Annotated in this window: 23 protein-coding genes; 12 read left to right on the top strand and 11 right to left on the bottom strand. The window is 55.7% G+C overall.

Annotated features, from left to right (window positions below; genetic code table 11):
• Positions 1-22 precede the first annotated feature (22 nt).
• The 5 genes from glmU (at position 23) to IEW12_RS26110 (ending at position 4220) form a co-directional block, all read left to right on the top strand.
• Positions 23-1393 carry a bifunctional UDP-N-acetylglucosamine diphosphorylase/glucosamine-1-phosphate N-acetyltransferase GlmU gene (gene glmU, locus IEW12_RS26130; RefSeq protein ID WP_188569084.1) on the top strand — a complete coding sequence of 457 codons (1371 nt, stop codon included), beginning with the start codon at positions 23-25 and terminating at the stop codon, positions 1391-1393.
• Positions 1394-1620: 227 nt separating this feature from the next.
• A complete protein-coding gene (locus tag IEW12_RS26125) occupies positions 1621-2364 on the top strand; it encodes a hypothetical protein (RefSeq protein WP_188569083.1) in 744 nt (247 codons plus the stop codon).
• 104 nt (positions 2365-2468) lie between these two features.
• Complete coding sequence (locus IEW12_RS26120; protein ID WP_188569082.1) at positions 2469-3224, top strand: AzlC family ABC transporter permease; 756 nt, start codon at positions 2469-2471, stop codon at positions 3222-3224.
• On the top strand, positions 3221-3547 hold the full coding sequence (locus IEW12_RS26115) for an AzlD domain-containing protein (protein WP_188569081.1): 327 nt from the start codon (positions 3221-3223) through the stop codon (positions 3545-3547). The genes IEW12_RS26120 and IEW12_RS26115 overlap by 4 nt, the downstream gene beginning before the upstream one ends.
• 379 nt (positions 3548-3926) lie before the next feature.
• The gene (locus IEW12_RS26110; protein WP_188569080.1) at positions 3927-4220 is read left to right on the top strand and encodes a GYD domain-containing protein; all 294 of its coding nucleotides are present in this window, start codon (positions 3927-3929) and stop codon (positions 4218-4220) included.
• A gap of 71 nt (positions 4221-4291) precedes the next feature.
• On the opposite strand, the gene IEW12_RS26105 is transcribed toward IEW12_RS26110, so the two are convergent.
• The 4 genes from IEW12_RS26105 to IEW12_RS26090 form a co-directional block, all read right to left on the bottom strand.
• Positions 4292-5098 (bottom strand): SDR family oxidoreductase, encoded by an 807-nt coding sequence (locus tag IEW12_RS26105; protein WP_188569079.1) that lies wholly within the window; start codon positions 5096-5098, stop codon positions 4292-4294.
• 65 nt (positions 5099-5163) lie between these two features.
• Positions 5164-6009 carry an SDR family NAD(P)-dependent oxidoreductase gene (locus tag IEW12_RS26100; protein ID WP_188569078.1) on the bottom strand — a complete coding sequence of 282 codons (846 nt, stop codon included), beginning with the start codon at positions 6007-6009 and terminating at the stop codon, positions 5164-5166.
• Between the two features lie 103 nt (positions 6010-6112).
• The gene (locus IEW12_RS26095) at positions 6113-6868 is read right to left on the bottom strand and encodes a class II aldolase/adducin family protein (RefSeq protein ID WP_188569077.1); all 756 of its coding nucleotides are present in this window, start codon (positions 6866-6868) and stop codon (positions 6113-6115) included.
• A gap of 67 nt (positions 6869-6935) precedes the next feature.
• Complete coding sequence (locus IEW12_RS26090) at positions 6936-7514, bottom strand: HD domain-containing protein (RefSeq protein ID WP_188569076.1); 579 nt, start codon at positions 7512-7514, stop codon at positions 6936-6938.
• 139 nt (positions 7515-7653) lie between these two features.
• Between IEW12_RS26090 and IEW12_RS26085 the strand changes: the two genes are divergently transcribed.
• Positions 7654-8346 (top strand): Crp/Fnr family transcriptional regulator, encoded by a 693-nt coding sequence (locus tag IEW12_RS26085; protein WP_188569075.1) that lies wholly within the window; start codon positions 7654-7656, stop codon positions 8344-8346.
• A 12-nt stretch (positions 8347-8358) separates the two neighbouring features.
• Here IEW12_RS26085 and IEW12_RS26080 read toward each other — a convergent pair whose 3' ends face one another.
• The gene (locus tag IEW12_RS26080) at positions 8359-8841 is read right to left on the bottom strand and encodes an Lrp/AsnC family transcriptional regulator (protein ID WP_188569074.1); all 483 of its coding nucleotides are present in this window, start codon (positions 8839-8841) and stop codon (positions 8359-8361) included.
• A gap of 179 nt (positions 8842-9020) precedes the next feature.
• Here IEW12_RS26080 and glmS point away from each other — a divergent pair, with 179 nt between their 5' ends.
• A complete protein-coding gene (gene glmS, locus IEW12_RS26075; protein WP_188569073.1) occupies positions 9021-10838 on the top strand; it encodes a glutamine--fructose-6-phosphate transaminase (isomerizing) in 1818 nt (605 codons plus the stop codon).
• 93 nt (positions 10839-10931) lie between these two features.
• Here the strand turns inward: glmS and IEW12_RS26070 are convergent, their stop codons facing one another.
• Positions 10932-12218, bottom strand: coding sequence for an acetyl-CoA C-acyltransferase (locus tag IEW12_RS26070; protein WP_188569072.1), 1287 nt, complete (start codon positions 12216-12218; stop codon positions 10932-10934).
• 371 nt (positions 12219-12589) lie between these two features.
• Here IEW12_RS26070 and IEW12_RS26065 point away from each other — a divergent pair, with 371 nt between their 5' ends.
• Positions 12590-13447 (top strand): alpha/beta fold hydrolase, encoded by an 858-nt coding sequence (locus IEW12_RS26065; protein WP_188569071.1) that lies wholly within the window; start codon positions 12590-12592, stop codon positions 13445-13447.
• Between the two features lie 218 nt (positions 13448-13665).
• The gene (locus IEW12_RS26060; protein WP_188569070.1) at positions 13666-14049 is read left to right on the top strand and encodes a DUF427 domain-containing protein; all 384 of its coding nucleotides are present in this window, start codon (positions 13666-13668) and stop codon (positions 14047-14049) included.
• Between the two features lie 66 nt (positions 14050-14115).
• Here the strand turns inward: IEW12_RS26060 and IEW12_RS26055 are convergent, their stop codons facing one another.
• From IEW12_RS26055 to IEW12_RS26035, 5 genes are all read right to left on the bottom strand, one after another.
• Complete coding sequence (locus tag IEW12_RS26055) at positions 14116-14334, bottom strand: hypothetical protein (protein WP_188569069.1); 219 nt, start codon at positions 14332-14334, stop codon at positions 14116-14118.
• Between the two features lie 38 nt (positions 14335-14372).
• Positions 14373-15479: an alkene reductase gene (locus tag IEW12_RS26050; protein ID WP_229751362.1), complete on the bottom strand. Its 1107-nt coding sequence runs from the start codon at positions 15477-15479 to the stop codon at positions 14373-14375.
• Between the two features lie 90 nt (positions 15480-15569).
• Positions 15570-16217 carry a glutathione S-transferase family protein gene (locus tag IEW12_RS26045; protein ID WP_188569067.1) on the bottom strand — a complete coding sequence of 216 codons (648 nt, stop codon included), beginning with the start codon at positions 16215-16217 and terminating at the stop codon, positions 15570-15572.
• Between the two features lie 51 nt (positions 16218-16268).
• Positions 16269-17015, bottom strand: coding sequence for an SDR family NAD(P)-dependent oxidoreductase (locus IEW12_RS26040; RefSeq protein WP_188569066.1), 747 nt, complete (start codon positions 17013-17015; stop codon positions 16269-16271).
• Between the two features lie 37 nt (positions 17016-17052).
• Positions 17053-17799 carry an SDR family NAD(P)-dependent oxidoreductase gene (locus IEW12_RS26035; RefSeq protein ID WP_188569065.1) on the bottom strand — a complete coding sequence of 249 codons (747 nt, stop codon included), beginning with the start codon at positions 17797-17799 and terminating at the stop codon, positions 17053-17055.
• 190 nt (positions 17800-17989) lie between these two features.
• On the opposite strand from IEW12_RS26035, the gene IEW12_RS26030 reads away from it, so the two are divergent.
• From IEW12_RS26030 to IEW12_RS26020, 3 genes are all read left to right on the top strand, one after another.
• Complete coding sequence (locus tag IEW12_RS26030; RefSeq protein ID WP_188569064.1) at positions 17990-18889, top strand: LysR family transcriptional regulator; 900 nt, start codon at positions 17990-17992, stop codon at positions 18887-18889.
• 435 nt (positions 18890-19324) lie between these two features.
• Positions 19325-20071: an SDR family NAD(P)-dependent oxidoreductase gene (locus IEW12_RS26025; protein WP_188569063.1), complete on the top strand. Its 747-nt coding sequence runs from the start codon at positions 19325-19327 to the stop codon at positions 20069-20071.
• Positions 20072-20155: 84 nt separating this feature from the next.
• A complete protein-coding gene (locus IEW12_RS26020; RefSeq protein WP_188569062.1) occupies positions 20156-20446 on the top strand; it encodes a YciI family protein in 291 nt (96 codons plus the stop codon).
• The last annotated feature ends 280 nt before the right edge of the window (positions 20447-20726 follow it).

Here is a 20726-nt window from a genome sequence, read left to right as displayed (position 1 = left end):
CGAAGCTCACCCTGGAACCACAATGAACGTCGTCATCCTTGCAGCCGGCATGGGCAAACGCATGCAATCCGCCTTGCCGAAAGTATTGCATCCCCTGGCCGGAAAACCGCTGCTGTCGCATGTGGTCGATACCGCACGCAGCCTAAGCACTAGCGGCCAGGCCTCGAATATCTGCGTCATTTACGGGCATGGCGGCGAACAGGTACCAACCGCTATTGCGGCAGACGACCTGCGTTTTGCAAAACAGGAGCCGCAACTGGGCACCGGCCACGCGGTAGCGCAAGCCGGCCCGGTGCTGGATGATGCGGTGCCTACGCTGGTGCTGTATGGCGATGTACCATTGACTACCGCAGCCAGCCTGCAAAGGCTGATTGCCGCCGCAGGTACCGACAAACTGGCGATACTGACCGCTGAAATGTCCGACCCTACCGGCCTGGGCCGCATGGTCAGGGAGAACGGCAAGATCGTGCGCATCGTCGAACAGAAAGATGCCAGCGAAGCAGAGCGCGCCATTACCGAAATCAACACCGGCATCCTGATCGCACCTACCGCCAAACTGAAGCAATGGCTGTCCACGCTATCGAACAATAATGCGCAGGGCGAATACTATCTGACCGACATCGTCGCCCGCGCGGTGGCGGACGGCGTGCCTGTGGTCTCGGCACAACCGGATGCGATCTGGGAAACCCTGGGTGTCAACAGCAAGGTGCAACTGGCGGAACTGGAACGCGTGCATCAGTCCAACATCGCCAAGGCCCTGCTGGAACAAGGTGTTACGCTGATGGACCCGGCCCGCATCGACGTGCGCGGTAGCCTGGTGTGCGGCCGCGACGTTACCATCGACGTAGGCTGCGTGTTTGAAGGCAAGGTCACGCTGGAAGACGGCGTGCGCATAGGCGCCAACTGCGTGCTCAGCAATGCACACATCGCCGCCGGCGCGGTGATCAAGCCTTTCTGCCATATAGAAGAAGCCAGCGTCGGCGCGGCATCGCAAATCGGCCCGTATGCAAGGCTGCGCCCAGGCACTACCCTGGCGGAAGATGTGCATATAGGTAATTTTGTCGAGGTCAAAAACAGCCAGATTGCCGCACACAGCAAGGCCAACCACCTGGCCTACATCGGCGACGCCACGATAGGTTCCCGTGTCAACATAGGCGCAGGCACGATTACCTGCAACTATGACGGCGCCAACAAGTTCCGCACCATCATTGAAGACGACGCCTTTATCGGCAGCGATTCGCAACTGGTGGCGCCGGTGCGGGTCGGCAAGGGTGCAACTTTGGGAGCAGGCACCACGCTGACCAAGGATGCGCCGGAAGGAAAGCTGACCGTGTCCCGCGCCAAGCAAATTACCATAGAGAACTGGCAGCGCCCGGTGAAGGTAAAGAAGTAAATAGCCACAGCCTCCAAGCCGCTGTAGTGCAAATACCGCACCTGCAGCGGCAACCCTTTCCCAGGCATTAGATTACCCAGCCTGCACTTGCATAAAGTGCAGCGAACAACTAGATTGATCCAGAGCGTTCGTACGCTTCGTACTGTTACCCGGCAATGCAGCACCGGCCCGGAAACACAGCGCCCTCACCCACAGTCAAGACACTAACAGACAAAGAGGCAGCGATCATGATCATTTCCCTGATAAACCACTCCACCAGCCTCAGCGACGAAGAGGTGCAATGCGTGATTCGCGCCATCAACCGGCAGGTCAAGGAAGATTTTGAACCCTACTGGTCGTTCGGCGCCAACTTGAGGCTGGAAGGCATGATAGGCAAGCGGGCCGATATCAAATCCCTGTCCGGCATGCGCGGCGATGCGGTGCTGTACCTGAACGACAAGACCAACATCAAGGACGCACTCGGCTATCATGACAAGAACAACCGCGGCATTCCGTATGGCTTTATCTTCCTGGACCTGTGCAAGAAACTGGGAGAAAGCTGGACGGTCACGCTGTCGCACGAGACCATGGAGCTGATCGCCGATGCGCAATCCAATCTGCTGGTACAGGGGCCGCATCCGGACAACCCGGAACATGAAGTCTTCCACTGGTTTGAAATGTGCGATGCCGTGCAAAGTGAAAGCTACAAGATAGACGGCATAGAAGTATCCAATTTCGTACTGCCCTCGTATTTCACGCCAGGCGAGCAAGCCGGGGCCCGCAACGATTTCCTGGGCCGGCTGGATGCAGACCGCAAAGGACTGGCGTCTTTCGGCGTGAAACCGGGCGGCTATATCGGTTTCTATGATCCCAAAAAACGCGAGCATACTACCTGGTCGCCTCCCGAGGATGCTGTCGCGAAGCAACGCCTGATCGCAAAAACCGAAGCACGCAGCGGGCGCGGCTATCTGAGAAGAAATGCGATTGCCTGATTTTTCCGATTTGCATTTTCTACATTTATAGCCAGGCGGCAGCAATCTGGTACAAGCAAAAACACTGGATAAACGTTACCATCCAAGCCTGAAGGAGGATGGTAATGACTGCAGACAGTCCAATCAATACAGAAACAAACAAGGCGCCGCTGGCCAGCTTCGCCGCCGGTGCACGCGACACACTGCCTATGCTGATAGGCGCAGCGCCTTTCGGCATCATTTTCGGCACCCTGGTCGCGGCCAGCCCGATGGCGCCCTGGCATGGGCAACTGATGTCGCTCAGCGTTTATGCCGGCTCCAGCCAGTTCATCGCCACCGGACTGGTGGCCGCACATACCGGCATGCTGGTGATCTGGTTTACCACGTTGATCGTTAATATGCGGCATATGCTGTATGCCGCGACCTTGCTGCCGCATGTGGCGCACCTGCCTGCGCGCTGGCGCTGGCTGCTGGGCTTCCTGTTGACCGATGAAACCTTTGCGGTGATGGCAGGCTATTACCAGCGGCACCGTAATCCGCCCAATGGGCACTGGTATTTTCTCGGCTCAGGCCTGGCCATGTATGGCAACTGGCAATTGTGGACCCTGGTCGGCCTGCTGTTTGGCGCGATCTTCCCGCAACTGCAAACCCTGGGCCTGGATTTTGCAATGGTCGCCACCTTCCTCGCCATCATCGTGCCGCAACTGAACCGCCTGCCTCAATTCGGCGCAGCGCTGGCAGCAGGCACGTTTGCCTACCTGCTGCAAGGACTGCCATACAAGCTGGGCTTGCTGTCGGCGGTACTCATCGGCGTGATTGTGGGTATAGCGCTGACGCGCGCCAGCAAGGCAAAAGATACTACCCAGCAGGTGCAGGCATGAACTATACCGTGATGATATTGGGCATGGCCGTGGTGACGGTCTTCGTCAAGGCCATCATGTTTATCCTGGGTGACCGCATCAGTTTTCCGCCCTTGCTGAACCTGGCCCTGAGCTTCGTTCCCGTCACTGTGCTGACGGCAATCATCGTTCCTATGATACTGGCGCCGCATGGGCCGGACAAAGGGATGGAGTTGAACCTGCATAACCCGCAGCTGATTGCTTCCATCGCGGCAATCATTGTCTGCTTGTTCAGCAAGAAGCAGATGCTGACCATTATTGCCGGCTTGTCTGTATTTTTTGCGTGGCAGTTCTGGATGATGTAATGCAATGATTGTTTGAAGAAACCGCGCATTTTCCTTGACCGGGGGATGCGCGGTTTTTCTTTTCCGCCAATCGCCCCGCCGCCCGTTTGCATTCAAAGTCTGTGCTTGCAATTCCCTCAGGATGTTCTACCTTTCAAAAGTCTGAAGCAGATAATTTACCCGACTGAATCCGGCCTGGCCTTCCACAGATGGAATACCTTGCTCAAACCAAAAAAACCTCCGGGATTCAATCCTTCCAGCTTTTCATTCGCGGGCGTCCTGTTTCGCTGGAGCGCTTCCGCTCATCTTTTTACCGCATCCCAACATCTTCATCTGGCATACGGAGGCCGGTGCCATGTGACGCAATCCTGATGGCCTCCTATAACTTGGGAGTATCAACATGGTGACCTATATTTCTCTCGCAAAATTTACCGACCAGGGAATGCGCACAGTGAAGGACACAACAAAGCGCGCCGACATGGCCAAAGAACTATCCGGCAAGTTTGGCGTCAAGATGACCCATATCTATTGGACGATGGGCGAATACGATATGGTTTCTATCACCGAAGCAGAAGATGATGCAGCGATTACCGCCTTCGGTTATGCGTTGAGTGCCAATGGCAATGTGCGTTTCTCGGCGCTGAAGGCCTACAACAGGGACGAAGTGAACAAGATACTCAGCAAGCTTCCATAGGCAACGGCCTGCCGGCGTAAGTCAGAGCCCGCTCGCTCCAGGATATAGCGCGAGCGGGAAGCCAGTTAAGATCAGTGTGGTTTTACATCATCTTTCAGCGCTGCCAGTGCCATGTTCTCCACCAGGCCGGGAGCGATCAACTTCATGAAACGGCCCAGCTTACCCTTGAATGACATCACCACTTCGCGCTTGCGCCGGTTCATGCCGTCCACGATCAGGCCGGCACACTCCTCTACCGACATTGCATCATCTTCTTTCAGGCTGCTACTGCCCAGAGCGGTACCGGCAGCGTTGTAGCCCTTGTAGCGTATCTGCGTTGCAACCACACCTGGATAGGCCGTCGTCACACTGACGCCGGCCACCTTCAGTTCCGCGCGCAAGCCTTCAAAAAATCCGGCCATCGCAAACTTGGTCGCATTGTAGGCAGTACGCCCCGGCACGCCGATCAGGCCCGCCAGCGAAGACACCGCCACGATACTGCCGCGGGATTGCTTCAGGTAAGGCAGTGCAGCATGGGTACACCAGACGCTGCCCCACAGATTGATGCGCATCAGCTCTTCATACCAGGCCAGATCCAGCACATCCTCAAACAAGGCGTGCGCCGAACGGCCAGCGTTATTCACCAGCGCATCGATGCGCCCGAATTTGTCTACCGTTGCCGCAATCAGGTGTTTGCATTGTGCCTGCACCGAGACGTCGGTCTTTACGACCAGTGTTTGCGTGCCGAATTTGGCGCACTCGTCGGCGACCTGCCTGAGCTGTTCTTCACTGCGCGCTGCCAGCACCAGGGCCAGCTTGCTGCCTTCCGCCTTTGCCATCTGGCGCGCCATTTCCGCGCCTATGCCATCGGAGCTGCCGGTGATAATCACTACTCTCATTATTTTTTCTTTCTTATGTCGAGATATTTGGAACTGATTTCTAAAAGATACTTTCGCGAGCAAGGCTATGAACGGATATCGCTAGGATCGATGGATTTTCCTTCATCACGCAACCCTGCCAGACGCGCACCTTCCTTGGCCAGCATGTCGAACAGGCGCTCCGGGTCCTGGGTACGGAAATTCAGCGCGGCAAGTTCCTTGCCTTCTGCTACCGGGATCTCGCGCTTGCCTGCTGCCATGCCATCCAGGATGATCTTTGCCGCAGCCGCGACCGGCATGCCGTTATCGATATTGGCGTCGGAGCGTCCCCGCGACGAACCGTCACCCACCAGTGCGTTCACGGCGATGGAGGTTTGCACGGACCCCGGCAAGATCACACTGACCTTGATGCCGTAGGCTTCTTCCACTTCTGCGCGCAGGCCGTCAAAATAGCCGACCACCGCATGCTTGGCGCCGCAATAACCGGTGCGCAACGGTGTTCCCACCTTGCCAGCTACAGAGCTGATCACCGCCACGTGCCCGGAGCGTTTTTCTACCATGCGCGGTACGATCAGTTGTGTCAGCGCCAGCGGCGCCAGGTAATCGACCTCGATCAGTTGGCGATAGACATCCAGGTGCGTATCCAGCGCCAGGCTGCGCTGGCTGATGCCGGCATTGTTGATCAGGATATCGATCCTGCCTTTCCAGGCCCAGGCTTTTTCCACTACCTGTGGCAGTGCATCATAATCGGTCGTCTCGAAAGCCAGGATCAATGTACGGTCCGCTGCGCTTGCTGCAACCCGCTCCAGCTCCGCAAGCCGGCGGCCGGACAAGATGACTTGCGCACCAGCCTGCAACAAGGAACTAACTAGTGCCTCCCCTATTCCGGATGAAGCCCCAGTTACCCAAACAACTTTACCTGCATAAGACATAGTAATCTCCTGGCCAAAACTTGAGACTCGTTTTCAGAGTCCGCATCAGATAAACAAAGCCCCGGATAATGCCGGGGCCTGCAAGATAGTGCGTGGAACCGGATCAGGTTTTGTAGCTCTGATCCATGCGGTCCAGCTTGCGTATCAGAGAAGGCCAGACGAAAGCGCCGCCCAAGCCGCCAGTCTGCACCCGCATCGCTTCCGATACGCCCTTGACGATCATAGGATTGACCTGCGTCAGCTCACCGCCGGCCTGCGCCGACAACTGTATCTGGCAAGTCGCTTCGAAGGTGTACATGGACAGGAAGGCATCGGCGATGGATTTACCGGCCACCAGCAAGCCATGATTGCGCAGCATCAGGAAATTGGCACGGCCCATGTCAGCCTGCAGGCGCGGTTTTTCTTCATCGCGGAAGGCCACGCCTTCATATTCGTGATACGCCAGCGATGCCAGCACAAAGGTGGATTGCTGAGAGATAGGCAGGATGCCGCATTTCTGCGCGCTGACCGCAACGCCGGCGCGGGTATGCGTGTGCAGTACGCACTGCACGTCGTCACGGGCTTCATGCACGGCACTATGGATCACAAAGCCGGCAGGGTTAACCGGAAATTCCGAGTCGATCACCTTGTTGCACTGCTGATCTACCTTGACCAGCGATGAGGCGGTGATCTCGTCAAACATCAGGCCGTATGGATTGATCAGGAAATGGTGTTCCGGCCCAGGAATGCGCGCACTGATGTGCGTGAACACCAGATCGCTCCAACCGTAGGCGGCCACCAGCCGGTAGCAGGCAGCGAGGTCCACCCGCAATTGCCACTCTTCGGCACTGACGACTTCTTTCAATGATGGGATATTCATATTTGTCTCCTAAAATTTTTTTTTGCTTGGATAGACATTGATGGGCTCTGACGGCCCGAGTGCGGTCTTATTCGCTCAATGCCTTCTTATAGATGGAATTGCGCGGGCTGGCAAACAGCTTGCGCACCATAGGCTCAAACTCGCTCATCGGCAAGGTCTCTGCCTTGGCATCAAAGGCCGGGTTGTCATACAGTTCGCAGAATTCCGCCGTGCGCGTAAAGTGCGGATGGTCCTTGAACTGGTCGCGCATATTCTTGTCCAGCCCTATATGGTGGAAGAAGTAATAACCCTGAAAGATGCCATGATTCTGCACCATCCACAGGTTTTCTTCACTGACGAAAGGTTTCAGGATGGCGGCGGCAATATCGGGATGGTTGAAGGAACCCAGCGTGTCGCCTATATCGTGCAGCAAGGCACAGACGACATACTCGTCATCGCGGCCGTCTTTCAGTGCGCGTGTCGCGGTTTGCAGCGAGTGGGTGTAACGGTCTATGGGAAAGCCGCCGTAGTCGCCTTCCAGGATTTGCAGATGCTTGATGATGCGCTCAGGCAGTCCTTTGCTGAACTGCATGAATTCGGAACCTATCAGTTGCCAGTCCTGTTGCGTGCTGTCCTGCATGCGGACGAAATTGGCGCGTGCATTCATATTGTCTCTCCTCAATACTCATTGGTTGGGTGTGCGCTTGGCATTTTTGCTCTATTTGTACAGCTACCTTACAACTAGGCTACACTCTTAACTGTCAAATTTTTTACAGTTGCTCAATTAAGCCCAGAGATATGAGTATATGAGTTCGAGCCAGGACCTGTTACAAAGACTCTCGGCCAACCCCTGGTTTGGCTCCCTGCCCTTGCGCGAGCGCAAAATCATGCTGGCGGCTTCCGAGCTGGTGCGCCTGCGCCCCGGCGAAATGCTGTTCCGCCAGGGCGATCCTCCCGGTAACTTGTACGCCGTTGCCACCGGCACAATGAAGATGTCCACCCTCAGTGCAGACGGCAAGGAAGCCATACTGGTTGTGCTGGAAACCGGCACCTGGTTCGGCGAGATTTCGCTGATCGACGATCAGCCGCGCACGCATGATGCAACGGCGATGGGTGAGGCGGAAATCCTGGTCTTGCCCAGGCAGGTATTTGATACGCTGATGAAGAGCAATGTGTTCGCGCAGGCGATAGCCAAAATGATGGCGGCCCGCATACGCCTGCTATACGGCATTGTGGAAGACGCCACCTTGCGCTCCACCCGCGCCCGTATCGCTCGCCGGCTGTTGCTGCTGGCCAGGGGAGACGCCACCATGTCCACCCAGTTGCGGCCACGGCTGCCAGTATCGCAGGAGTCGCTGGCCATGATGCTGGGCATTACCCGCCAGACTTTGTCCAAGGAACTGAAGCTGCTGGTGGAGCAGCAGGCCATACACCTGGGCTATGCATATATAGAGGTAGTGTCCGAAAGCAAGCTGAAGACGCTCAGCGAATACGCCTGATCCCAGGGCAGGCTATTCCACCGGCACGCGCGTCTCGAACTTGCTGCGCAGGATGGAAAAGAAACTGCGCACATTGCGCACATTGGATTGCGTCGCAAACAGCCTGTGTGCCAGTGCATGATAAGCAGCCATATCCGCCACCAGGATCACCAGCACAAAATCCGGCCCGGGCGACACGCGATAGCACTGCTGCACCGCGCTTTCGCCGGCAACCAGCGCCTCAAACTCCAGTTGTTTCTCGGTCGCCTGGTGGTCCAGCGTAATTTCCACGATGGCCGTCAGGCTGGCGCCCACCTTTTCCGGCGACAAGATGGCCACTTGCCGGGCAATCACCTTTTCATCCACCAGGCGCTTGACGCGGCGCAGGCAGGTAGGCGGCGACGCATGCACGCGGGCAGCCAGCTCATGATTGGTCAGCGACGCATCTTGCTGCAGTTGCTGCAAGATGCGCCTGTCCAATTCATCCAGTATCAAAACATCATCTTTTGATGGCATATAATTTCATTTAATTTAGTAATTTGGAATATTTAAACACAAAAATACTCGACCATCATTTAAATTCAAAATACCCTAAATATTGCAAGATAATTTCATCGCAAACCCTTTAGCATGACGCAACAGTTTGGCTTTATTGAATAAACCCATCCCACCCAACAAAACATCAAGGGGCTCTTATGTGTGGCATCGTCGGCGCAGTAGCACAACGCAATATCACTCCCATCCTGGTCGAGGGCCTGAAAAGGCTGGAGTATCGCGGTTATGACTCTTGCGGCGTGGCACTGCATGTGGACGGCAAGCTGCAACGCTCGCGCAGCACCTCCCGCGTGGCCGATCTGGAAACCCAGATCCAGCAAACCGCGCTGTCCGGCTTCACCGGCATTGCGCACACCCGCTGGGCAACGCACGGCGCGCCCTCCTCCTCCAATGCCCACCCGCATTTCTCGCGCGACCGCATCGCGCTGGTCCACAACGGCATCATAGAAAACCACGAAGAACTGCGCGCAGAACTGCAGGCGGCAGGCTATGTGTTCGAGAGCCAGACCGACACCGAAGTGATCGCCCATCTGGTAGACCATTTATATACCGGCGATCTGTTCGAGACCGTGCAGCAAGCAGTGAAACGCCTGACCGGCGCCTATGCAATCGCCGTCTTCTGCCGCGATGAACCGCACCGCGTGGTCGGTGCGCGCCAGGGTTCGCCGCTGATCGTCGGCGTAGGCCAGGGCGAGAATTTCCTGGCATCCGACGCGATGGCGCTGGCCGGCACCACCGACCAGATCATCTACCTGGAAGAAGGCGATGTCGTGGACCTGCAATTGCAGCGCTGCTGGATCGTGGATGTGAACGGCAAGGCCGTACAACGCGAAGTGCGTACCGTGCATGCCCATACCGGCGCGGCCGAGCTGGGCCCTTACCGCCACTACATGCAGAAAGAAATCTTCGAGCAGCCGCGCGCCATCGGCGACACGCTGGAAGGCGTTACCGGCATCATGCCGGAACTGTTCGGCGACAAGGCCTTCAACATCTTCAAGCAGATAGACTCGGTGCTGATCCTGGCTTGCGGCACCAGCTACTACGCCGGCCTGACCGCCAAATACTGGATAGAATCCATCGCCAAGGTGACCGTCAATGTAGAGATCGCCAGCGAATACCGCTACCGCGACAGCGTGCCCAATCCGAACAGCCTGGTCGTCACGATCTCGCAAAGCGGAGAAACCGCCGACACCCTGGCAGCGCTAAAGCATGCACGCGCGCAAGGCATGCAGCATACGCTGACCATCTGCAACGTTGCTACCAGCGCCATGGTCAGGGAATGTGAATTGTCTTACATCACCCGCGCCGGCGTTGAAGTCGGCGTCGCCTCCACCAAGGCTTTCACTACGCAACTGGCAGCACTATTCCTGTTGGCGCTGGCATTGGCGCAAACCAAAGGCCGCCTCAGCGATGAGCAAGAGGCAGAACACATCAAGGCCCTGCGCCACCTGCCGGTAGCCATCAGTGCCGTGCTGGCGCTGGAACCGCAAATCATAGCCTGGGCAGAAGAATTCGCCCGCAAAGAAAACGCCTTGTTCCTGGGACGCGGCCTGCACTACCCCATCGCGCTGGAAGGCGCACTGAAACTGAAAGAAATTTCCTATATCCACGCAGAAGCCTATCCCGCCGGCGAACTGAAGCACGGCCCACTGGCCCTGGTCACCAAGGAAATGCCGGTAGTGACAGTGGCGCCGAAAGATGCGCTGATAGAAAAACTGAAATCGAATATGCAGGAAGTGCGCGCACGCGGCGGCGAACTATATGTATTTGCCGATGCAGACTCCCGCATTGCCCCGAGCGAAGGCGTGCACGTCATCCGCCTGCCGGAACACTACGGCCAGCTATCGCCTATCCTGCACGTGGTGCCTTTGCAGTTGCTGGCGTATCACACGGCGCTGGCGCGAGGTACGGATGTGGATAAGCCTCGGAATTTGGCGAAGTCCGTTACTGTGGAGTAGGTTCGGTATTGGAGATTGTCTGGCAGTCTTGATTAGTTGTTGATACAAAATGGCGAGGCCTCCGCGTAGGCCTCATCAAGTCAGTCTGAATCACTATACTGCCTCAAGCAGCGCCACACTCCCCTGGCCGCCATCGGCGCAGATGCTGACGATGGCACGGCTACCTGGCGGCATCGCTGCCAATTCTGCGACCGTCTGGCTAAGGATGCGCGCGCCTGTGGCGCCGAACGGGTGGCCGAGAGCGACACTGCCGCCGTTGGGATTGAGTCTTTCATGTGGGAAGGCTCCGAAGCTGTAATCCACACCGGCTTTTTCCTTGATAAAGGTCTGATCTTCCAGCGCCTTGATGTGGAACAGCACTTGGCCCGTGAAGGCCTCATGGATTTCCCATAGAGCGATGTCTTCGTAACGTAGCTTGTGCCGCGCCAGCAGCTTAGGGATGGCGAAGGCAGGCGCCATCAATAATCCCTCAACCCGAAAATCGACGGCTGCGATCTCCCAGTCCACCAGCCTCACCCTCGGTATGGTGGACGGAAGCTTGTTAAGGCCGGAGCGTGAAGCTACCCACAGTCCAGCGGCACCGTCTGTGAGAGAAGAAGAATTCCCTGCCGTCAGCGTGCCTTTGCCACTCGTACGGTCGAACACTGGTGACAATCGCCCAAGCTTCTCCAGTGAAGTTTCTTTGCGCGGTATGGTATCGCGCTTGGCTTCACCGACCGGTATAACCAGATCATCGAAGAAGCCCCGCTCCCAGGCTGCGACGGCGCGCTGATGGCTTTGCAATGCCAGATGGTCTTGCTCAGAGCGGACGATACTCCATTCCTTCACCGTGATCTCGGTGTGTTCGCCCATGCTCATACCACTGGTGCGGTTGGTGACTGCGGGAATGTAAAGCCGCACATCGCCCGGTTTGAGTTCGGCCAAGTGCTGTACTTTCTGCCCCAGAGAGCTTGCTTGCTGGAACTTGCGCATCCAGTCCGACAGCTTCATACCGAGACCGATCTGGACACGGCTCATACTTTCAACGCCCCCAACCAGCGCCAGATTACGGCTAACGCCATCGAGCATGCCGGCCGCCTGTATCGCGGCAATCATGCTGGTGGAGCAGGCCATGATCGTGGAGTAGGCCGGTATAGACGGCGACACTCCCGAGTCCATCAGCACCTCACGGGCGATATTGCTCCAGGTGAGGTTGGGCACTACCGTTCCCCACGCCACAAAATCCGGTGAGGCCCCATTGAGCTGTGCCATCATCCCCTGCGCTACCGGCACAGACAACTCGATGGCATCGAAACGGCCAAGTGCACCGTCAACCTTGGCGAACGGTGTGCGTAAGCCTGCGGCAAGCCAGACTTCGTTGCGGGCGATATGCTCATTCATGGGCTTCTCCTAAATTATGTGGCCGGCCGCTATAAACGGCAGCCCGTGGTGACTGCGTTAGACGTGGTGTCGAACGAGCCGGCGCTCGTTTTGCAATAAAAACAATATCACATTGACCGAGGATGCGAAACCACTATCCGACAGGGCATAGGATGAATACATTACGAGCCTCCTGCGGGACAGGCGCCGCTTTAACAAGTGGGACTGTCAATCGCAAAACCAGTATCCGGGCAGGCCATGATTGCTACTCCATGCTTTTCAAGTATGGGGACAGGCATACAAAGTCTTTGAGATCAATCCGCGCTGTATCTATCCTAGTGAGCAAGGACAGCATATCGCTGAAATTAAATTACCTCGCAAGGATACTCATCATGACTTCGCATACGCATCAAACTGCACCTACGCAGTACGTTTCAGCAAAAGGGATTCAATTCGCCTATCGCCGTTTCGGCAAGGCCGGTGGCGTGCCCCTGGTTTTCAACATCCACTTTACTGGGACCATGGACCATTGGGACCCACTGGTCACGGACGGATTAGCCAAGGACAGGGAGGTGATTCTCTTCAATAATGCGGGCATTTCCAGCACCAGCGGGGAAGTTCCCACCTCCATAGAAGAAATGGCTGCTAACGCTGCTGCATTCATCAAGGCACTGGGATTATCACAAGTTGACGTGCTTGGCTTCTCAATGGGGGGTCTTATCGCTCAAGAATTGGCAATTACTGAACCCACTCTGGTTCGCCGCGTAGTCCTGGTCGGCACTGGTCCCAGAAGTGGTGAAGGAATGTCGTCATTAACACCAGAGGCCCAGCAGATATTCGGTGCCACCTACAAGCATCCTGATGATTTGTGGCTTGACGTGTTTTTTACACCGTCCGAAAAGAGCCAGGCAGCGGGCCGCGAATTTCTAAAACGCTTTCGCCTGCGCACTGAAGGCCGTGACCCTGAAGCGAATGAAAAAGTTGCCGGCGCGCAGCTCGAAGCACTCGGCAAATGGGGCGCTCCGCGTGACCAGCCTTATGAATATCTGAAGGCACTTCGTCAACCTACCCTGGTAGTGAATGGGCAAACCGACGTGATTATTTATTCGGTCAACTCGTTTATCCTCCAGCAAAACATCCCTGACGCACATCTGATTCTGTACCCAGATTCAAACCACGGTTCACTTTATCAATACGCAGAGATGTTTGTTCAGGACGTTTCGCGCTTCCTGTCGCAGGCGCACGGCTAAGAATTCGCAAAGCATCGTTCAAGACAGCCCCCTCGCACCGGCCAAGGCCGGTGCGCAGGCGATGCGGCAACAATCCCACAGACGGCACTCTGGCAGAAACAAGTTGGTCAGTGAAATCACCATTTTCAGGCTTCGACAGCGTGGCAATTTGGAGCGAGAAAAATTGCCGCCGCTATTTTTCAGTTTAAAACTTTCAACCACACAAAGGAACCCAAATCATGGAAACCAAGGCAATCAAAATACCAGGCCCCGAGCACCCTATTACTATCAAACAAAATCCGGCTCGTGTCACCGTGACGGTGGCCGGCCGTATCATCGCCGACACCCGCAATGCGCTGATCTTGCAAGAAGCTTCCTATCCGGCCGTGCAGTATATCCCGCGCAAGGATATCGACATGACGCTGCTGGAACGCAGCGCTAACCAGACTTATTGCCCGTATAAAGGAGACTGTGCCTATTACAGCATCCCCGCAGGAGGAGAGCGTTCGCTAAACGCTGTGTGGACCTATGAGGCTCCTTTTGACTCTGTCGCATTGATCAAGGATCACGTCGCTTTTTATCCTGATCGTGTCGATGTCATCGTGGAACATCCATTAAGCTGAACGGTATTAATATGTGGTAACACCTGCAAGCTGCACAGGCTTGCAGGTGTGCACGGTCAAAGAGAATCAGCGATCATTGGCCGAGCGAAAATCATCGCTACCCATCGGCGAGCGATCCTGCCATATCGAGAAATATTGTCTGAGCAATTCCTCATCCCCATCTCTGGGGATCTCAAACTTCCCATTAAATTGCACTAGAAGCCGGCCCAGGATCCAGCTTCCCAGGAATACGAGAATATAGATAAAAACACTGCAAAAACTGATAAAGCTGATTTCGTATTTCACGGCCCGCCTCCATATTCCCGCCAACCGGCGGCTTCGTCCTATTCCACCAGCTCGTTTTGGTAGGAAGGAAAATCGATGTAGTTGCGCTCATCCCCACCCCAGAATGCATCACGTACATAGGGTGTCAGTGGCAGGTTGCGACGCAGACGCTCAGGTAGATCCGGATTGGAAGAAAACCACCGCCCGAAAGCAACAAGATCGGCATCGCCACGTTGCAAAATCTGCTCAGCATCGTAGCGGTCGAAGCCGCCGGCAGCGATAATCGGTCCCTGGAAGTGGCGGCGAAGAAATGCCGATGCGACTGGAGCCTTGCCTTCTTCGAGCGTCTCCGTCCCCATCACCCTAGGTTCAATCACATGCAGGTAAGCTAGCCCATATTCATTCAGGCGCTGGGCGAAATAAGCGAATGTCGACTCCGGATCGCTGTCCGAAATTGAGCCCCATTTGCCGCTCGGCGAGATACGAACACCGACCCGGCCGGCTCCGAACACAGAAATAAAAGCCTCTGTCAGTTCTAGCGGGAAGCGCGCTCGCTTCTCAACCGAACCGCCGTAGCCATCGCTACGTTTATTGGTACCGTCCTGCAGAAAGGTATCAACCAGATAGCCGTTTGCGGAGTGCAGCTCCACGCCGTCGAATCCGGCATCATGCGCCCGCTTGGCCGCAAGCCTGAACGACTCTATCAGCCCGGGAATTTCATCTGCATCAAGTGCACGATGCGGCGATACCGGCACCCAGCCATCCTGCGTGAAAACAACCGTATCGAAGGGCACCACGGACGGTGCGATCGGAGCCTTGCCATTACTCAGGTCAACATGCGATTGACGACCGTCATGCGCAATCTGCATGATGATCCGGCCACCCTTCTGATGTACTGCATCCACCACCGGTTTCCATGCTTCCACATGCTTATCGGTATAGATGCCAGGTGCGCCCAAATAGCCGCGGCTATCGAACGAAGGATGCACGCTCTCGGTGATAATCAAACCACCTTCGGAGGCGCGCTGCCGGTAATACTCCACCATCATGGCGCTTGGACTATCGTCGGCGTCGGACCGCAGCCGGGTCATTGGTGCATGCACTACCCGGTGCGACAGATCGAGTGCGCCCAATTTGTAGGCACTAAATAAAGAATTTTTTGTCACAAAAGTATCCCTGCGGATCGCTCGGACCCGCATCAATTTGATCAATGAATGATTTCGCATCCGCCGCGCTAGCGGCGGCGGATACTAAAATCACGCCTTGGCGCTTGGACGTGCCGCAATACGGTCATACCAGCGCTTGGTCGCTGTGTGCTCTTCAGGAATCGGCAATTTGGCGCCGCCGGTGGCAAAATCGACGGTGATGAAAGCCGTGATATCCGCCACGGAAAACTGCTCTCCGGCGACAAAGCTTGATGTGCCAAGCCAGGTGTTCAAGTCGGCATAAAAATTCTTGATGCGCTCAAGACTACGCTCAGCCAGAGCCGGAATCTGCTCATAGGCATGCGGACCCGATAATGCCCGCCCCTTCAGACCTGGAACGGTATTGCGCACCGCTTCCATCACTGCAGAAAAGCCGTCGAGCTCAACCCGGCGCTCCCACATGGCAATGAGCCCCTGCTCTTTTGCGGTAGCCCCGAGCAGCGGTGTACCAGGATGTGTTAACTCCAGGTAGCGCCAGATGGCGGGAACCTCGGTGATCGACGTACCGTCTTCTAGCACTAGCGCAGGAACCTGCAAGCGAGGATTGATTGCGCGATACGGGTCCGAGAATTGCTCCTTGGCGCCAAGATCTACCGGAATGACGGCAACTTGCACGCCCTTCTCGGCTAGAAACATCCGCACACGCCGCGAATTGGGGGAAGCCGGCGATTGATACAGCTTGATAGTGTTATCTGTCATGGTGAAACTCCTGGATAGTTAAAAAATAATTAAAAATGAATGGGTAACGGTTTACAGCTTCGAACCGCCGTCAACGTGCAGTGTTTCGCCGGTGATCCAGCGCGCCGCGTCGGATGCGAGAAAGGAAATCGCAGCGCCGATATCATCCGGCTGTGCCATCCTCTTGAGCGCTTGCATGCCGATCGCAAAATTGCGGCCTGCCTCGGTTTTTGTAAAGCTGGACATGTCGGTAGGTACCACACCCGGTGCCACGGCATTGACGCGTATCCCGTGCTCACCCAAGGCAGTAGCGAAATGCTTTACCAGCGTATCGATCGCGCCTTTGGTCGCCGCGTAAGCCGATAAAGTACCTATTGACGAATGCGCCACCAGCGAAGACAACAGCACGATACTGCTTCCAGTACATAAAGCAGGCCGTAGTTGCTGGACCAGAAAAAATGGTGCGCGCACGTTAATGGCAAACAAGCGGTCAAAGTCTTCGACCGACGTATCCTGTATCGATGTCGATGAGCTGATTCCGGCATTGGCAACAAGAACATCCAGCCGTCCTCCGATAATGGCACGCACACCTTGGGCCAATTGATGCGGCCCGTCGGGTTGCGCCAGATCAGCGGAAATTTTTTCCGCCTTGCCTCCGGCCTCGCGAATCTCGGCCACTACAGCCGCGGCCTCCTGCTCGCCGCGACTGTAATGCACCAGCACCTGGGCACCATCTCTCGCCAATGCCAGGGCAGTGGCGCGGCCGATACCGCGCGAGGCGCCGGTCACCAGCGCGGTCTTTCCTGCAAGCTTACTCATGAGACATTTTCCTTGTCAGTTAAAAATGATCACGCAATCAGCCTGCAGTCTTGCCGCCATCGACCGTGAGAATTTGCCCGGTCACGAAAGTGGCGCCTTCGGATGCCAGATACAACACCGCACTGGCAACTTCCGCTGGCTGGCCGACGCGGCCCAGCGGTACGCCGGCTGCGAGCGCCGCTTTGTTTTCAGGAGTGCCGGTAAAGCGATCCAGCATGCCGGTGTCGGTTGGCCCCGGTGCAACTGCGTTGACGCGCACGCCGCTGCCGGCAACCTCCAGCGCGGCGGACTTGGTGATGCCCTCTACCGCATGCTTGCTACCGGCATACACGGATGCGTATGCGGCGCCTTCATGACCGTAAGTCGAGGAGATGTTGATGATGCTGCCGCTTCCCTGTGCGGTCATCACGCGCAGTTCGTGCTTCAGGCTCATCAGCGTGCCCAGAACGTTGGTGTCGAAGGTTGCGGCGTAGCTTTCGGCGGTTTGATTGACGATCAAGCCAGGCTGGCCTTCAGTGCCGGCATTGTTGACCGCGACATCGATACGGCCAAAACGTGCGACGGCTGCATCAACCAGGGTGCGTACATCGTCGTCCTGACGCACGTCAGCGCGAACGAAGACGGCTTCGGAACCAAGCTGGCGAAGTTCGGCTTCCAGCGCCTTGCCTTCCACTTCGCGGCGGCCTGAAACAACCAGGCGAGCACCATTTTTTGCAAACGCCAGTGCAGTAGCACGGCCAATACCGGTCAGGGCGCCGGTGATCAAAACAACGGGATGAGTCATGATGTAAATCCTTTAAGGTATATTTTTTAAACATGGGTCTAGTTGATCCATGGCATCGGCCGGCATCCGAAATAATCCGCAATGCGCTGCCACAGGACCCAATATAGAAACTTATGGCACAATAAAAAAAGACTTTATAAGCTGGTGGGCATGCTTCCCAGGCATGGAAGAATAAAAAAGGAATAGAAACATGGAGCTGCGACACCTTCGTTATTTCATCGCCGTTGCCGAAACAGGCAGCTTGACCATTGCTGCCGAGCAGCGGCTGCATACCTCGCAGCCCTCTCTGAGCCGGCAGATTCGCGACCTGGAAGATCAGGTCGGAACCGAGCTGTTCAGCCGCAGCGCGCGCGGTGTGGAATTGACAGCGGCGGGGAAAGCATTTATCGACCATGCCCGGCTGGCCTTGACGCAAGTCGATGCTGCAATCGAAGCGGCGCGGCGTGCAGCGACGCCGGCCAAGCAAAGATTCGCCTTGGGATTTCTTACGGGGCAGGAAATGACTTGGCTACCACGCGCAATGGCCATACTGCGCGAGGAATTGCCAAATGTGGATGTCACAGTATCCAGCGACTACTCGCCGGACCTTGCAGAGTCCTTGGCACGGGGCAAGCTTGATGTTGCCTTTTTGCGGGCGGAGCCAGGATTTGACCTTACTTATCACGCCGTTACCAGTGAACCTCTGGTAGTCCTCATGCCCAGCGATCATCACCTGGCTGCACAGGAAAGTGTCCACCCAAAGGACCTTGTCGGCGAAAAATTTATCGCGATGGCGAATAAGGCAAAGGTGTTGCGTGCAGTCATTGACGCTTATCTGGAACGAGAAGGTGTCGATATTGTGCCTAGCCAGGGTGTGGATAATCCCGCCATGGTGATGTCACTCGTGGCATCCACACGCGGAGTTACCTTGATTCCCTCTTACGTGGAAAACCTCATGCCCTGGTCTGTCGTCAGCCGGCCACTTGCTGGCACTGCACCGAGAGTCGATCTTTGCGTTGGATACAGCAAGGCAAACATGTCGCCCACCCTGAAACTGTTCATCTCTCGTCTCGATCAGCTAATGGTGCAAGCAAGCCACACACTGCCTTAAAGAGTTCCTCAGTTCGCCACATAATTCTCTTGTCAAAACGGGAGAATTTTCGTATTTGCCCGCATTTTTCCGCATTTATCACTACATGTTTCCGATGCGCCAATATCAATGCGGTAAATCTACTCATGCCTTAGCACCTCGGTTCTAAAGCAAAATCGCCTTCACAATCCCATCTGCAATTTCTATCGCCAGACCCAGGTTTCTGCTACTGCAGCGGCGAGTTCACAGCCACAGATAGAGTGTCTGCCAATAAGCCTCCATGCTTACCGGGCATGCCCACAAGCTTATAAAGTATTTTTCCCGAAAATGAAGTCCGCGTATCTTCCTTTCAAAGACTAAGCCAAAGCAATTTGACCGGTCTTCCATACGACTGATTGACCTATACCTGAAAAGTAGTCGTCAATCACATCATTCTGATCTTACAAAGGAATTATCATGACAAAACTTTCTGGAAAAAACGCCCTGGTCACAGGTGCATCTCGCGGTATCGGACGAGCCAGTGCCATCGCACTGGCCAAGGCTGGCGCATTCGTCGTTGTTCACTATAGTAGCGCGAAGGCTGAAGCAGACAATGTGGTAGCCGACATCATTGCTGCCGGCGGCCGCGCTACCGCCATTGCCACCGATCTGAGCGCTCCTGACGGCGCGCACGTACTGGCGAAACAGGTACGCGCCATTGTTGGTGATCGTCTGGATATTGTATTTGCCAACGCAGGCGTTGCTTCAGCAGGCCCCATCGAAGAAACCAAAGTCGATGACTTTGACCGTCTGTTCGCTGTCAATGTCCGGGCTCCCTATTTCCTGGTTCAGCAATTGCTGCCTATCCTTGGCAGCGGCAGCAGCATCATCCTCAATTCTTCACTGGCAGCGCGTGCCGCTGTTGGCGAATTGTCGGCCTATGCAGCCACCAAAGGTGCGATCAGTACACTGGTCACACATTTTGCGAGCGCGTTGGGCGAACGCGGTATCCGGGTAAATGCGGTAGCACCTGGTGTGGTTGATACCGACATGTCCAGCTTCGTCAAGACAGAGGGCGGCCGGGATTTCACCCTCTCGATTCAAGCGCTGAAACGTATCGCGCAGCCTGACGATATCGGCGATGTGGTGGCCTTCCTTGCCTCGGACGAAGCCCGCTGGATCACCGGCGATGTCGTTCAAGTCGGCGGCGGCTCCAAACTCTAAGCTCCTTTGGGTCAAATCGGCGGAGTATGAATTTCTCGCGTACGAAGCCGGTTTTCAAATTTCATTTTATTGTTAGGAAACATCATGTATTTACTTGATTTAAGTTACATCAAAGAAAAGCAGCAGGTAGAGCCGGAAAACAAGGCTCACCTCGATTGGGTAAAAAAATACCTGGCCGATGGCAGCTTCCTGTTCGCTGGGGCAAAGAGAAATGGCCAGGGCGGTATCCTCGCCGTCAAAAGCATGGAAATGCAAGCGTTGACAAAAATACTGTCCGAAGACTCCTATGTGATCGCAAATGTAGGCGAATATCAGATCACCGAAGTCGATATCAAGCTAGCGCAGCCGACGTATGAAGCACTGAAGGCGGCCTAAAAGTACCTGCGGCCTTTCTTACGTACTTCAGTGAGGGTTTAGCGCTAACCCAGTGTGCCCCTCTGCTCAGCCTGAGGGGCACTCCGTTCAAAGACCATTCCGAATTCAGCACTCTCTGGTACGTATATTCAAAAGTAAGCTCTCAAAGAAGAGTCACTTTCAAATGCAAAGCAACAACCCTCTCCATTTCCCCCACGGGTCCGCGTATTGGTTCTACAGCTCGCGCCTTAATCCCCACCCTTCGTCGCAAAGACATTGATAGCGTACGAGGGTGCGCAGA

It is taken from the genome of Parundibacterium terreum (genome assembly GCF_014636315.1).
Lineage (GTDB): Bacteria > Pseudomonadota > Gammaproteobacteria > Burkholderiales > Burkholderiaceae_D > Undibacterium > Undibacterium terreum.
This window is presented reverse-complemented; position numbering and strand designations above follow the sequence as displayed.